Genomic DNA, 14,446 nt, shown 5'->3' with positions numbered 1-14,446 from the left:
GTTCTGCCGGTGAAGGGTTGCGAGTTCCTGATTTTACGATGGTTTTTCACAGACGGCGGAACCGATGCCGCTTTGCAGCGAGGCTTTGAATCGCGGCGTATTTTATGATATGATGTCGGCATATCGCGCCGATCAGGCCGCCTTGGTGGCTTGGTCGGCGTTGCTGCCTGTTCTGTCCGCAATCCGGCCAGATCCGCGAAAACGATGAATTGGCCCGTAAGGGGGGATCGTCCCGCCTTGGGGTTTTTTGTGCCGCAGCGCGGCGCAACTGCGAAGGAAGCCCAATGTCGAAAGTCAAGAAGACCGAGTTCCGTCCCGATGATTTCGTGGTCTATCCGACCCATGGCGTGGGACGCATCGTCTCGATCGAAGAGCAGGAGGTCGCCGGGCTGCGCCTCGAGATGTTCGTGATTTCGTTCGAAAAGGACAAGATGACCCTGCGCGTGCCGACCGCCCGCGCCTCCGAGATCGGCATGCGCGGCCTCTCGACCCCGGACCTGGTCGAGCGCGCGCTGGACACGCTGAAGGGCAAGGCCCGCGTCAAGCGCCAGATGTGGTCGCGCCGCGCCGTGGAATACGAGGCCAAGATCAACTCCGGCGACCTGATCTCCATCGCCGAGGTGGTGCGCGACCTGCACCGCAGCGACGACCAGCGCGAGCAGTCCTATTCCGAACGTCGAGCTCTATGAATCGGCGCTGGACCGGCTGACCCGCGAAGTCGCCGCGGTGGCCGGCATGGACGAGGCCGGCGCGCAGAAGAAGGTCGAGACGGTGCTGACCGCCCGCGCGGCCTGATCCGGCACGGCAAGACCATCCGGGGCGCCCTTGGGGCGCCCTTTTTCATGCCCGCATGATCGCCTCGATCTCGGCCCCCGGCAGGGCGTCCCGGGCATAGGCAAAGGTGCCGAAGTCGCGCACTTCGCGCGCCGCCCGCATCAGCCCGCCAAGCGCCGCCCGCGCGAAGGAACCGCCGACGCTGACCCGGCGCACGCCGGCCTCGGCCAGTTCCGCCAGGCTGTAGCTGGGTCCGCGCAGCCCCATCACCACGTTCACCGGCTTGTCGAGCGCGGCGCAGACCCGGCGGATCGCCGCGAGGTCGGGCAGGCCCGGCGCGTAAAGCACATCGGCCCCGGCCTGCGAAAACGCCTGGAGCCGGCGGATGGTGTTGTCGAGGTCCGGGCGGCCGCAGAGGAAATTCTCGGCCCGCGCGGTCAGCAGGAAGGGCAGGCCGCGCGCCGCCTCGGCCGCCGCCCGCACCCGCGCCACGGCCTCGGCGAAGTCGAAGATCGGCGCGGCGGGATCGCCGGTCGCATCCTCGATCGAGCCGCCGACCAGCCCGGTCGCAGCCGCGCGGCGCATGGTCTCGGCGCAGCCCTAGGGCGTGGCGGCAAAGCCGTTGCCGAGATCGGCCGAGACGGGCAGCGCCGTCGCGGCCACGATTTCCGCCGCATTGGCCAGCACCGCCTCGAGCCCCAGCGCGCCCGGGTCGTCGGGCCGGCCCCGTGAGAAGGCTAGGCCCGCGCTGGTCGTCGCCAAGGCCGGAAAGCCAAGGCTCGCCAGCAGCCTGGCCGAGCCCGCATCCCAGGGATTCGGGATGACGAAGGCCCCGGGTTGCGCATGCAGCGCCTTGAATTGCTGGAACTTCGCTGTTCTGATCCGCCATCGCCGCCCCCTTGCCGATACCGTCGCCAGTCTAGCGGATCGGAACGAAAAGGGAACGGCGTTTGCGTCAGGCCAGCGCCGCGAGGATGCGCGCCCAGCTGCGCGCGCCCTTGGCAAAGCTTTCCAGGTTGTATTTCTCGTTCGGGGAGTGGATGCGGTCGTCGTCATGGCCAAAGCCGATCAGCATCGAATCCATGCCGAGGATCGCTTTGAAATCCCCCGCGATGGGGATCGAGCCGCCGGCGCCGATATAGGCGGCCTCGCGGCCCCATTCCTGCGACAGCGCCTGTTTCGCCGCAGCAAAGGCCGGGTCGCGGATGTCCATGCGGCTGGCCTGGCTCGCGCCATGGCCGTGGAACGCGACCGTGCAATCGGCGGGGATGGCGGCGCGGACATGGGCGCGGAAGGTTTCGCGGATCGCCTGCGGGTCCTGGGTGCCGGTCAGGCGGAAGCTGACCTTGGCGCGCGCCTCGGCCGGCAGCACGGTCTTGAAGCCCTCGCCGGTATAGCCGCCCGAGATGCCGTTGATCTCGAAGGTCGGGCGGTTCCAGACCATTTCGAGCCCGGTGCGGCCGGTCTCGCCGATGGGCAGGCGCAATCCGACGCGGGACAGGAAGTCGCCGGCGTCGAAGGCCAGGGCGTCCCAGTCGGCGGCGAGCTCGTCGCTGAGTTCCTCGACGCCGTCGTAAAAGCCGGGCAGGGTAACGCGGCCGTCGGCATCCTTGATCGTCGCCAGCAGATCGACCAGCAGCTGGACCGGGTTCGCGGCGAGGCCGCCGAAGCTGCCCGAATGCAGGTCGCGGTCGGCGGCACGGACCACGATTTCCTCGCCCAGCAACCCGCGCAGCTCAGGTGGTGATCGCCGGGCGGCCGTCGGAATACATGCCGGTGTCGCAGATCATGGCGATGCCGGCGCGCAGCTCGTCCGCGTTCTCGCGCAGGAAGGGCTGCAGGCTGGGCGAGCCGGATTCCTCCTCGCCCTCGAAAAGCAGCACCAGGTCCGAGGGCAGGGCGCCATGCACCGCCTTCCAGGCCCGGAAGGCTTCGACGAAGGTCATCAGCTGGCCCTTGTCGTCGGCGGCGCCGCGGGCGCGGATGACGCGGCCCTCGGGCGTGTCCTGGACCTCGGGCTCGAAGGGCGGGCGGTCCCACAGTGCCAGCGGATCGACCGGCTGCACGTCATAGTGGCCATAGAACAGCAGCGGCCGGCGCGTGCCCTTCGGCGAATGCGCCACCACCATCGGATGGCCGGGCGTGTCGCGGACCGAGGCCTCGAAGCCCAGCCCGGCCAGTTCGGCGCAAAGCCATTCGGCGGCGCGGCGCACGTCGCCGCGATGCGCCGGATCGGTCGAGATCGAGGGGATGCGCAGGAACGCCTTCAGCCGCTCCAGCGCCTGCGGCAATTCCGCGTCCAGCGTTGAAAGAACTTCGTCGATTCGGGTGCTGTCAGCCATCTTTTCCCTATTCCTGAATGATTTGCTCAGAGATTTCGGCTGGTTCGATGGTCGCAATGCGACAATTTTGCCCTATATTTTCTCTGAATTGACACGTATCAAGTCATGACCCGCGGGATCGGAGCATGATCCCCCAAGCGAGCAAGTTCAAGCAAGGCAAGGGACCGCAGATGGATTATTCAGCCGCCCTCGATCAAGCCATCGGGAAGCTGCACGAGGAGGGGCGCTATCGCACCTTCATCGACATCGAGCGGCGCAAGGGGGCCTATCCGCAGGCGATCTGGACCCGGCCCGACGGCTCGGAGACCGAGATCACCGTCTGGTGCGGCAACGACTACCTGGGCATGGGCCAGCATCCGGTGGTGCTAGCGGCCATGCACGAGGCGCTGGATTCGACCGGCGCCGGCTCGGGCGGGACGCGCAACATCTCGGGCACCACGGTCTATCACAAGAAGCTGGAAGCCGAGATCGCCGACCTGCATGGCAAAGAGGCGTCGCTGGTGTTTTCCAGCGCCTATATCGCCAATGACGCGACGCTTTCGACGCTGCGCAAGCTGTTCCCGGGCCTGATCATCTATTCCGACGCGCTGAACCACGCCTCGATGATCGAGGGGATCAAGCGTTTCGACGGCGCCAAGCGCATCTTCCGCCACAATGACGTCGCGCATCTGCGCGAGCTGCTGGAGGCCGACGATCCCGAGGCACCGAAGCTGATCGCCTTCGAATCGATCTATTCCATGGACGGCGATTTCGGCCCCATCGCCGCGATCTGCGACCTGGCGCGCGAATTCAGCGCGCTGACCTATCTCGACGAGGTCCATGCCGTCGGCATGTATGGCCCCCGCGGCGGCGGCGTGGCCGAGCGCGACGGGCTGCTGGACCGCATCGACATCTTCAACGGCACGCTGGGCAAGGCCTTCGGCGTCTTCGGCGGCTATATCGCCGCCTCGGCCAAGATGGTGGACGCGATCCGCTCCTATGCGCCCGGCTTCATCTTCACCACCTCGCTGCCGCCGGCGGTGGCGGCGGGCGCGGCGGCCTCGATCGCCTTCCTGAAGACGGCCGAGGGCCAGGTGCTGCGCGATCAGCAGCAGCTGAACGCCCGCATCCTGAAGATGCGGCTGCGCGGCTTGGGCATGCCGATCATGGACCATGGCAGCCATATCGTGCCGGTGCATGTCGGCCATCCGGTGCATTGCAAGGCGCTGTCGGACATGCTGCTGGCCGATTTCGGCATCTACGTGCAGCCGATCAACTTCCCGACCGTGCCCCGCGGCACCGAGCGGCTGCGCTTCACGCCCTCGCCGGTGCATGATCCGCGCCAGATCGACCAGCCTGGTGCGCGCCATGGACAACCTGTGGTCCCAGTGCAAGCTCAATCGTTCAACCTCTGCGGCCTGATTTCGGTTTCAGGGTGAACAGCTCTCGCGCCCGTGATAACCTTGCTTTAATCAATCCGTAAGAATCTCCCGATTCGGGAGGGCAGAAGAGAATGGGGCAGGCGCGATGATCGGGCTGAGGGGGAATCCCCCGTCGCATGGCCATGACGAGGCTGCGGCTTTGCCGCATGGCTTCGACGATCCTGATATTCGACTCGGCGACCTGATGCGGGGCGAACGCGCCACGCTGGGCAAGTCGCTGCTGGACGTGCAGCGCGAGCTGCGCATCCGCGCCTCTTATGTCGCCGCCATCGAGAATTGCGACATCTCGGCCTTCGACACGCCGAGCTTCATCGCCGGCTACGTCCGCTCTTACGCGCGCTACCTGGGGATGGATTCGGACTGGACCTTCCGCCGCTTCTGCCAGGAATCCGGCTTCCAGCCCACGCATGGCATGGCGCCGGCCGCCTCGGGGCCCAAGCCGCAGCGCCGGCCCTCGGACCCGGCCGAGGCGCTCGCCAATCCGCATCCGATCTTCCTGCCCAAGCCGGAAAGCATGTGGTCCTCGATCGAGCCGCGCGCCATCGGCTCGCTGCTGGTCATGGTCGCGCTGGCCTGCGGGCTGGGCTATGGCGGCTGGGCCGTGCTGCAAGAGGTGCAGAAGGTCAACCTGACCCCCGGCGACCAGGCGCCCGGCATGATCGCCGCGCTGGATCCGGTGCAAGAGGCGGCCGAGCCCGAGACCGTGGAATCGGCCCAGGTCAACCTGCCACGTCCCGAGGGGCTGGATCGCACCTATCGCCCGCAGGCGCTGGAGGTGCCGGTGCTGGTGGCCCGCGACGGCCCCATCGCCGCCATCGACCCGGGGCTGGCGGCCCCGGTCGCGGCGCAGCCCGAAGCCGCCATCGCCCAAGCGGTCACCGCCCCGGCACAGGCCGAGCGCGTCTTTGGCCCCGAGATGCCGGCCGAGCAGCATGGCCGTACGCACCATCGCCCCCGACGCCGCCGAGATCGAGATCCTCGCCGCCCGTCCGGCCTGGGTCCGCGTCACCTCGGCCGACGGCACCGTGCTCTTGGAAAAGACCATGGACGCCGGCGAACGCTTCGCTCTGCCCAAGCTGGAAGCGCCGCCGATCCTGCGCGCCGGCAACTCGGGCGCGGTCTATTTCGCGGTGAACGGCCGCACCTATGGCCCGGCCGCGCCGGGCGCCAAGGTGGTGAAGAACGTCGAGCTGTCGCCGACGGCGCTGACCGCCAAATTCGCCTTTGCCGACCTGACCAAGGATCCCGAACTGGCGCAGATGGTGGCCATGGTCGCAGCCCCGGGCGATGCCCCGGCGCCGGTGCAGGAATAGCCGTCTTCCCCGGTCACGGATGCGACATTGCCGGAGGGGTGGCTTGCCGACCCGGCCGCATGCGCCTATCTGTCGGGGACGAACCCGCCTCTTGCGCAGGAAAAGGCCGCCGCCATGTCGCATAACCCCATCCGCCCCTGGCGCAACATCGACCGGCGCAAGTCGCGCCAGATCATGGTCGGCAAGGTGCCGGTGGGCGGGGACGCGCCGATCAGCGTGCAGACCATGACCAACACCGACACCAGCGACGTCAGGGCGACGCTGGACCAGGTGCTGCGCGCCGCCGATGTCGGCGCCGACATCGTGCGCGTCTCGACCCCTGACGAGGCCTCGACCCGCGCCCTGCGCGAGATCTGCCGCGAAAGCCCGGTGCCGATCGTCGCCGACATCCATTTCCACTACAAGCGCGCCATCGAGGCCGCCGAGGCCGGCGCCGCCTGCCTGCGCATCAACCCCGGCAATATCGGCGACGAAAGCCGGGTGCGCGAGGTCATCAAGGCTGCCCGCGACCACGGCTGCTCGATCCGCATCGGCGTCAACGCCGGCAGCCTGGAAAAGCACCTGCTGGAAAAATACGGCGAGCCCTGCCCGGATGCGATGGTGGAATCCGGTCTCGACCATATCAGGATCCTGCAGGACAACGATTTCCACGAATTCAAGATCAGCGTGAAGGCCTCGGACGTCTTCCTCGCCGCCGCCGCCTATCAGCAGCTGGCCGAGGCGACCGACGCGCCGATCCATTTGGGCATCACCGAGGCGGGCGGGCTTACGGCCGGCACGGTGAAATCCGCCGTCGGTCTGGGCAATCTTCTATGGATGGGCATCGGCGACACGATCCGCGTCAGCCTGTCCGCCGACCCTGTCGAAGAGGTCAAGGTCGGGTTCGAGATCCTGAAATCGCTGGGCCTGCGCACCCGCGGCGTGCAGATCATCTCCTGCCCTAGCTGCGCGCGGCAGGGCTTCGACGTCATCAAGACCGTCGAGACGCTGGAAAAACGCCTCGAACACATCAAGACGCCGATGAGCCTGTCGATCATCGGCTGCGTGGTGAACGGCCCCGGCGAGGCGCTGATGACCGACATCGGCTTCACCGGCGGCGGCGCCGGCGCCGGCATGGTCTACCTGGCCGGCAAGCAGAACCACAAGATGACCAACGACCAGATGGTCGATCATATCGTCGAACTGGTCGAGAAACGCGCCGCCGAGATCGAATCCGCGCAATCCGCCGCCGCCGAATGAAAGGGGCGGCCCGCCGGACCGCTCCCCATACTTCTTTGCTCTGCAAATACCCAAGCGACGCCGGCGCCCGGCTCAGCCGTTTTCCGCCCGCGCCCGCGCAATCGCGCCCTGCAGCCCGTCCGCCGGCACGCCGCGCAGCATCTCGCCGCCGATGATGAAGGTGGGCGTGCCCATCACGCTCATCTGCTCGGCCAGCTCGGCGGTTCTTGCGCAGCACGGCCGAGACCTCCTCGGTATTCATCCGGTTCAGCACCGCCTTGTCGTCGACGCCCAGGCTCGCCCGCAAGCGCGGTCAGGCTTTCCAGGTTCACCGGTCCGCGCGATTCCATCAGCGCGTCATGCGCCTTCTTATAGGCATCCGCGCCCGCCTCCTGCTGCACCGCCACGGGATTGCCGCCGACCAGCTGTGGCCGTCCTGAAAATGGCGTCGCGATTGTTTTCGACCAGCAGCTTGTCATTCTGCGCCTCTTGCGAGGCCCGGCGGGTTTCCAGCACGTTGATCGATTCGACCAGCACCTCGGGATTGGCCATCGATAGTCGCGGATCGCCTCGCCAAAGGCCTGCTTTTCGGGTTCGACATGTTTGCCGGGTCAAAGGCCATGGCGGGCAGGGCGGTCGGCCGACAGGGCGGCGGCGACAAAAAGGGCTTTCATGGCATTCCTCATGATTTCGCCAAAGGATGCCCGCGCTGATCGGGGTTGCAAGAACACCTTTGCGTGATTTCGGCGCGGGCCGGGACCGACTTGACCCTGCCGGGCGCAGTTGGGATAGGAACGGCACAAGAAAAGATGGGCGCAACATATACGGTCGGAACGCGGGCAGGTCGATCCCTTTATCGTCATGGATGTGATGGAGGCGGCGCGTCGGGCCGAGGCCGCCGGGCGCAGCATCATCCATATGGAGGTGGCCACGGCACCCGCGCGCCGGTGCGCGTGCGGCGCTGGCGCAGGCGCTGGAGCGCGAGCCGCTAGGCTATACCGTCGCGCTTGGCCTGCCGGAACTGCGCCAGGCATCGCGGACCTGTATCGCCGCTGGTATGGCGTCGATCTGGACCCGGCGCGGGTCGTGGTGACGCCGGGGTCCAGCGGGGCCTTTATCCTGGCCTTTTCGGCGCTGTTCGACGCGGGGGACCGGGTGGCATTGGGGGAACCTGGTTATCCCAGCTATCGCCAGATCCTGCGCGCCATGTCGCTGGAACCGGTCGGCATCCAGGCCCTGGCGCGGGACCGCTATCAGCCGCGCCCCGAACAACTGCCCGAAGGGGCGCAGGGGCTGATCCTTTAGCTACGCCCGGCAATCCCTCTGGCACGGTGCTGACCCAGGGCGAAATCGCAGGGCTGACGGCGCGGGCCGCGGATCTGGGCATGGCCGTCATCTCGGACGAGATCTATCACGGGCTGGGCTATGACAGGCGTTGCGTCAGCGCGCTGGAGGTGACGGATGATGTCTTTGTCATCAATTCGTTCTCCAAATATTTCAGCATGACGGGCTGGCGGATCGGCTGGATGGTGGTGCCCCGAAACCCACTATCCACCCGCACGGTCGAACGGATCGCCCAGAACATGTTCATCTGCCCGCCCCATGCCAGTCAGGTCGCCGCATTGGGCGCGCTGGACAGCACGGCAAGAGGCCGATGCGGATCTGGCCGTCTATGCCGAAAACCGCCGCCTGATGCTGGAACGTCTGCCGCAGATGGGCTTTACCCGCATCGCCCCGCCCGAAGGCGCATTCTATATCTATGCCGATGTGTCGGACCTGACCGATGACAGCCTGAAATTCTGCGCGGAAATTCTTGAAAAGGCGGGGGTTGCCGTGACGCCGGGACTGGATTTCGATCCTCGGCGCGGGGCGCAGACCCTGCGCTTCAGCTATGCCCGTTCCACCCCCGAAATTGCCGAAGGGCTGGACCGGCTGGCGCGTTTCATGGCGACGCGCGGCGTGGATGTCGCGGGGCAATGATCCTGCGACGGACATATGGCCTGCTGGTCGCGCTGATTGTTCTGCTGCTGGCCGCGCCGCTGATGGCGCAGGACAGCACGCGCCCGGCCGTCTTTGATCCGGCGCGGTCGGGCATCACCGCCGAAGGCCGCGACCGGGGCAAGCCACGCCCGCTGGATGTGACGCTTGGCCTGTCTCATGCCGTGCCTTATCGCGTGTTCTTTCTGGCCGATCCGCCGCGCCTTGTCGTCGATTTCCGCGAGGTGGATTTCGCGACGAACAGCCCCGAGGCACTGAGCGGCGCCGATCTGCTGCCCGCCCTGCGGCGGGGCCGCTTCCGCGAGGGCTGGTCGCGGCTGGTCGCGGAACTGCCCGGCCCCTATGGGCTGACCAGCGCGATCCAGAACCAGCCGGGCGGCGATGCACCGGGTGGCGCAGTGATTCACCTGCGCCTTGATCCGGTGCGCGAACGTGATTTCACCGTGCGCAATGACACGATGGGCGCGCTGTGGGATCTGCCGGAAAACGCCGTGCCGCTGGCCGCACCGCGGGGCGTGCCGGGGCTGGACCGGCCCATTCGCGTGGCAATCGACCCCGGCCACGGCGGCATCGACCCCGGCGCGCAGGTCGGCCCGATTTCCGAGGCGGCTGTGATCCTTGGCTTTTCGCTGGAACTGGCGGAAACCCTGCGCCGTTCGGGGATCGAGGTCGTGGCGACCCGCGACAGCGACATCTTCGTGCCGCTGGAACGGCGCATGACCATCGCGCGGGCAGGCGGGGCGGATCTGCTGATTTCGCTGCATGCCGATGCGCTGCCCGAAGGGCAGGCGACCGGCGTCACGATCTATAACTGGGACCCGACGGCGAATGACCGCGCCGCCCGCGAACTGGCCGCGCGCCACGACCGCGACGACCTGCTGGCCGGTATCGATCTGGAAGGGGCCGAGGATGAAATCGTCCAGACCCTGATCGACCTTGCCCGCACCGACACCCAACCACGCGCCGGGAATTTCGCGGGCATGCTGGCATCCGACATGTCGCGCAGCGGGTCTGACATGCACCCGCCGTCCGGTCCGTGGCGCTGCGTTTTCGGTGCTGAAGGCGCCCGATATCCCCTCGGTTCTGGTCGAATTGGGCTTTCTGACCGACGAACGCGACCGCGCCAATCTGCTGGACCCGCAATGGCGAGGCCGGATGGCGGGGTCAATCACCCGCGCGATTCTGGCATGGGCGGCGGATGAGCAGGCCCGCGCCGCACTTTTGCGCAAGTAGCGCAAGGTTGCTTTGACGGCTGAACCCGCGCCCGCTATAGAACCCCAAGCATTCCCCAGAAGGCTCTCCTGTTGTTCCGCTTTGTCCTGTCGTTTCTTGGCGCGATCTTTTCATGGGTCGTCACCGCCGCCGCCTTCTTCATCCTGACCGTGGGCGGGGTGCTGTGGATCTATTCGCAGGACCTGCCCAGCCACGAACAGCTGGCCCAATACACCCCCAAGACGATCAGCCGGATCTATTCGGGCGAAGGCAAGATGATGGACGAATTCGCCGAGGAACGGCGGATCTTCGTGCCCGTCGACGAAATCCCGGACATCGTGAAACAGGCCTTCATCTCGGCCGAGGATCAGAATTTCTATCACCATCAGGGCTTCGACCCGATGGGGATTGCGGCCGCCCTGCGCGATGCGGCGCTTGGCGGGCGGTTGCGCGGGGCCTCGACCATTCCGCAGCAGGTGGCCAAGAATTTCCTGCTGTCGGGCGACCGCACCGCCGAACGCAAGATCAAGGAACTGATCCTGTCCACCCGGCTGGTGCAGGCCCTGCCCAGGGACCGGATCCTGGAGCTTTATCTGAACGAGATCTATCTGGGGCAGAACTCCTATGGTGTGGCCGCCGCCGCACTGACCTATTTCAACAAAAGCCTGGACGACCTGGCCCTGAACGAGGCCGCGATGCTGGCCGCCATGCCGCGCGAACCGGGCCGTTCGCATCCGGTGCGCGATCATGACAAGGTCCTGTTTCGCCGCAACGAGGTCCTGCGCGAGATGCAGGAAAACGGCTATCTGCAGGACGCCGCCTATCGCAGCGAAATCGAACAGCCGATGCGCACGGTTCAGGGTGGCGATTATCCGAATTTCCGTTCGACCCTGCCGCCGCGCGACTATTTCACCGATGAAATCCGCCGCCAGTTGTCGCGCGAATTCGGCGAGGAGGAATTCTTTGGCGGCGGCCTGTCGATCCGCGCCACGGTCGATGCCGACCTGCAGGTGATCGCCGCAAGGGCGCTGCAAAGGGCGCTGGAAAAATACGACCGCAGCCGGGGCATCTGGACCGGCACGCGCCGGACCATCCCCGCGGAATCCCTGACCGCTGAGGCGGATTGGCGGCAGGCCCTGCGCGCCGCCGACGTGCCGCGCGACATTCAGGGCTGGCACCCGGCCGTCGTGCTGTCGCTTGGCGAGAATGACGCCCGCATCGGCATCGAAGGCGTCCCCGAGGACGAGGACGGCCACTGGATCCCCGCCAAGGATGTGCAATGGGCGCGCAAGCGTCTGCCCGACGGCCGGCTAGGCCGTCAGGCGCGGGTGGCGTCGGATCTGGTCGAGGTCGGCGATGTCGTGCTGGTGCGCCAGATGACCAGCGACAGCGACGGCAGCTTTATCCGCTGGACCCTGCGTCAGGTGCCGGAAATTCAGGGCGGTTTCATGGCGATGGACGTGAACACCGGCCGGGTTCTGGCGATGCAGGGCGGCTTTTCCTATCAATCCTCGGTCTTCAACCGGGCGACGCAGGCGCAGCGTCAGCCGGGGTCCAGCTTCAAGCCCTTTGTCTATGCGGCGGCGCTGGACAATGGCTATTCGCCCGCGACGATCGTCGTCGATGAACCGATCACGCTGAACACGCCGCAGGGGCTGTGGGCGCCCAAGAACTCCAGCGGGAAATTCTATGGCCCGACGCCCTTGCGCACCGGCATCGAGCAGTCGCGCAACCTGATGACGATCCGCATCGCGCAGGATATCGGCATGAACACGGTCGCGAAATATGCCGAGGATTTCGGGGCTTACGACCATCTGGGCAATTTCCTCGCGAACTCTCTGGGGGCGCAGGAAACCACGCTGATGAAAATGGTCGCGGCCTATGCGATGTTCGCCAATGGCGGCGAAAGGGTCGAACCGACGCTGGTTGACCGCGTTCAGGACCAGCGCGGCCGCACGATCTATCGCCACGACCGCCGCGAATGCCGGACCTGCGGCCAGCCCGCATGGCCCGTCGGTGCGGGGCCGGTGATTTCGACGAACCGCGAACGGGTGATGGATGCGATCACCGCCTATCAGATCACCTCGATGATGGAAGGCGTGGTCCGTCGCGGATCGGGTCGCGGGGTCAACCTGCCGGTCCCGGTCGCGGGCAAGACCGGCACGACCAATGACGCCAAGGATGTCTGGTTCATCGGCTATACCTCGAATATCGTGGCGGGCTGCTATCTGGGTTACGACCAGCCGCGCACGCTTGGCCGCGGGGCCTTTGGCGGGACGCTTTGCGTTCCGGTGTTTCAGGAATTCATGGAAGAGGCGGTCCGGGAATATGGCGGCACGCCCTTCAAGGTTCCGCCGGGCGGCCATTTCGTCAACATCGACCGCTTTACCGGCCAGCGCCTTGGCCCGAACGCCAAGGGCGACAATGTCATCGCCGAATATTTCCGCGACGGGGCGCAGGGCAAGGACTTTATCGACGGGGGCTGGGACCGCGTCGATCCAGACACGCTGCCGCTCTATTCGCGGGGCGATGGCGGCGGGCAGGCGGTCACGACCTCGACCGGGCAGAAAAAGGTCATCCCGAAAAAGGCCGATTTCGGCACCCTGTCTTCGGGCGGGCTGTATTGACGGCCGGGCGCGCGGATCATCGCTTGGGCTTGTTCCCGGGCCGATCCGGCGCTATTTCCCTTTGTCTCGACTACTCCAAGGACGAAACCCATGCGCGCCGAAACCCAAGCCACGATCGACACGATCCGCAAGTCGCTGAAGCTGCTGGCGCAGCGCATGGATTGGGAAACCGCCCCCCACCGGCTGGAAGAAATGAACGCGATGATCGAGGATGGCGACCTGTGGTCCGATCCCGCCCGCGCGCAAAAGCTGATGCGGGACCGTCAGATGCTGTCGGACGCCGTCGGCACCTACAAGCTGATCGAAACGGGGCTCAAGGACAATGTCGACCTGATCGAACTGGGAGAGATGGAGGGCGACACCGAAATCGTCACCGAGGCCGAGGACGCGCTGAAATCCCTGTCCGAACTGGCCGCGCAAAAAGAGCTGGAAGCCCTGCTGAACGGCGAGGCGGATGGCAACGACACCTTCCTTGAAATCAACGCAGGCGCGGGCGGCACCGAAAGCGCGGATTGGGCGTCGATGCTGGCGCGGATGTATGTGCGTTGGGCCGAGAAAAAGGGCTATAACGTCGAACTGCAATCCGAAACGCCGGGCGAAGAGGCGGGCATCCGTTCCGCCGCCTACAAGATTTCCGGCCCGAATGCCTATGGCTGGCTGAAATCGGAATCGGGCGTGCATCGTCTGGTCCGCATCAGCCCCTATGACAGCGCGGCGCGGCGGCACACCTCGTTTTCGTCGGTCTGGGTCTATCCGGTGGTCGATGACAATATCGAAATCACTGTGCCCGACAATGAAATCCGCATCGACACCTATCGGTCCTCGGGCGCGGGCGGGCAGCACGTCAACACCACCGACTCGGCCGTCAGGATCACCCACATCCCGACCGGGATCGTCGTGACCAGTTCCGAAAAATCGCAGCACCAGAACCGCGCCAACGCCATGGCCGCGCTGAAATCGCGCCTGTATCAGATGGAGCTGGACAAAAGGAACGCCGAAATCAACGCCCAGCACGCCGCCAAGGGCGATGCGGGCTGGGGCAACCAGATCCGGTCCTACGTCCTGCACCCCTATCAGATGGTCAAGGATCTGCGCACCTCGCATGAAACCTCGGACACGCAAGGGGTTCTGGACGGCGATCTGGATGCCTTCATGGCCGCGACGCTGGCGCTGGATGTCGCCGGGAAATCGCGCGCCGAGGCGAATGCCGAGGACTGATCCCTAGCGCCGGCTGTCCAGCGCCATGCGGATCGCCAGACCTGCCAGAACCGTGCCCATCAGCCAGCGCTGAAACAGCGCCCATGCCGGGTTGCGCATCAGAAATACGGCGATGGCGCCCGCCGTCACACCGCTCAGCGACACCAGCCCCACCCTTGGCCCCTGACAGATCAAGCGCGAGATCAGCCAGATCATGTTCGGCCCCGGCGTCAGTGCCATGCCAGGCGCGATCAGCGCAAAGTTCGGCAGCGATTGCGGATCGGGCATGGCATCCCCCTGTCACCCGTGCATTCGCGCCACGCTAGGCGCGCAACGTCCCGTTC

Annotated in this window: 6 protein-coding genes and 7 pseudogenes; 9 read left to right on the top strand and 4 right to left on the bottom strand. The window is 66.2% G+C overall.

Annotated elements, in window-relative coordinates:
- Positions 1 to 284: 284 nt before the first annotated feature.
- Positions 285 to 795, top strand: a pseudogene (locus PE067_RS11090) (CarD family transcriptional regulator).
- Between the two features lie 45 nt (positions 796 to 840).
- On the opposite strand, the pseudogene PE067_RS11085 reads toward PE067_RS11090, so the two are convergent.
- Both PE067_RS11085 and PE067_RS11080 read right to left on the bottom strand, forming a co-directional pair.
- Positions 841 to 1,830: pseudogene (locus PE067_RS11085) on the bottom strand (isocitrate lyase/phosphoenolpyruvate mutase family protein).
- A pseudogene (locus PE067_RS11080) lies at positions 1,730 to 3,116 on the bottom strand (dipeptidase). Before PE067_RS11080 ends, PE067_RS11085 begins: the two co-directional pseudogenes overlap by 101 nt.
- Positions 3,117 to 3,286: 170 nt before the next feature.
- Between PE067_RS11080 and hemA the strand changes: the two are divergent.
- The 3 genes and pseudogenes from hemA to ispG all read left to right on the top strand — a co-directional run bounded on the left by hemA (position 3,287) and on the right by ispG (position 7,089).
- Positions 3,287 to 4,517, top strand: a pseudogene (gene hemA / locus PE067_RS11075) (5-aminolevulinate synthase).
- A 105-nt stretch (positions 4,518 to 4,622) separates the two neighbouring features.
- Positions 4,623 to 5,850: pseudogene (locus PE067_RS11070) on the top strand (RodZ domain-containing protein).
- 114 nt (positions 5,851 to 5,964) lie between these two features.
- The gene (gene ispG, locus PE067_RS11065) at positions 5,965 to 7,089 is read left to right on the top strand and encodes a flavodoxin-dependent (E)-4-hydroxy-3-methylbut-2-enyl-diphosphate synthase (RefSeq protein WP_062563791.1); all 1,125 of its coding nucleotides are present in this window, start codon (positions 5,965 to 5,967) and stop codon (positions 7,087 to 7,089) included.
- A 348-nt stretch (positions 7,090 to 7,437) separates the two neighbouring features.
- Here the strand turns inward: ispG and PE067_RS11060 are convergent, their stop codons facing one another.
- Positions 7,438 to 7,620 carry a hypothetical protein gene (locus PE067_RS11060; RefSeq protein ID WP_276189433.1) on the bottom strand — a complete coding sequence of 61 codons (183 nt, stop codon included), beginning with the start codon at positions 7,618 to 7,620 and terminating at the stop codon, positions 7,438 to 7,440.
- A gap of 309 nt (positions 7,621 to 7,929) precedes the next feature.
- Between PE067_RS11060 and PE067_RS11055 the strand changes: the two are divergent.
- The 5 genes and pseudogenes from PE067_RS11055 (at position 7,930) to prfB (ending at position 14,123) form a co-directional block, all read left to right on the top strand.
- Positions 7,930 to 9,048: pseudogene (locus PE067_RS11055) on the top strand (aminotransferase class I/II-fold pyridoxal phosphate-dependent enzyme).
- A pseudogene (locus PE067_RS11050) lies at positions 9,045 to 9,860 on the top strand (N-acetylmuramoyl-L-alanine amidase); the annotation flags it as partial. The pseudogenes PE067_RS11055 and PE067_RS11050, both read left to right, overlap by 4 nt.
- A gap of 259 nt (positions 9,861 to 10,119) precedes the next feature.
- Entirely contained in the window at positions 10,120 to 10,299 is a 180-nt protein-coding gene (locus PE067_RS11045; RefSeq protein ID WP_276189432.1) for an N-acetylmuramoyl-L-alanine amidase, read from the top strand.
- 71 nt (positions 10,300 to 10,370) lie between these two features.
- A complete protein-coding gene (locus PE067_RS11040) occupies positions 10,371 to 12,905 on the top strand; it encodes a PBP1A family penicillin-binding protein (RefSeq protein ID WP_276189431.1) in 2,535 nt (844 codons plus the stop codon).
- Between the two features lie 90 nt (positions 12,906 to 12,995).
- Positions 12,996 to 14,123 (top strand): peptide chain release factor 2, encoded by a 1,128-nt coding sequence (gene prfB / locus PE067_RS11035; protein WP_276189430.1) that lies wholly within the window; start codon positions 12,996 to 12,998, stop codon positions 14,121 to 14,123.
- A gap of 3 nt (positions 14,124 to 14,126) precedes the next feature.
- Here the strand turns inward: prfB and PE067_RS11030 are convergent, their stop codons facing one another.
- The gene (locus tag PE067_RS11030; RefSeq protein ID WP_276189429.1) at positions 14,127 to 14,390 is read right to left on the bottom strand and encodes a hypothetical protein; all 264 of its coding nucleotides are present in this window, start codon (positions 14,388 to 14,390) and stop codon (positions 14,127 to 14,129) included.
- Positions 14,391 to 14,446: the final 56 nt, after the last annotated feature.

This window comes from Paracoccus sp. DMF-8 (genome assembly GCF_029309835.1).
In the GTDB taxonomy this organism is placed as follows: domain Bacteria; phylum Pseudomonadota; class Alphaproteobacteria; order Rhodobacterales; family Rhodobacteraceae; genus Paracoccus.
This window is presented reverse-complemented; position numbering and strand designations above follow the sequence as displayed.

Excerpts from the sequence above, each read along its gene's own strand:
- ispG (WP_062563791.1), top strand. The coding sequence starts at position 5,965 with ATGTCGCATAACCCCATCCGCCCCTGGCGCAACATCGACCGGCGCAAG.
- PE067_RS11030 (WP_276189429.1), bottom strand. The coding sequence starts at position 14,390 with ATGCCCGATCCGCAATCGCTGCCGAACTTTGCGCTGATCGCGCCTGGC.
- prfB (WP_276189430.1), top strand. The coding sequence starts at position 12,996 with ATGCGCGCCGAAACCCAAGCCACGATCGACACGATCCGCAAGTCGCTG.
- PE067_RS11060 (WP_276189433.1), bottom strand. The coding sequence starts at position 7,620 with ATGGCCAATCCCGAGGTGCTGGTCGAATCGATCAACGTGCTGGAAACC.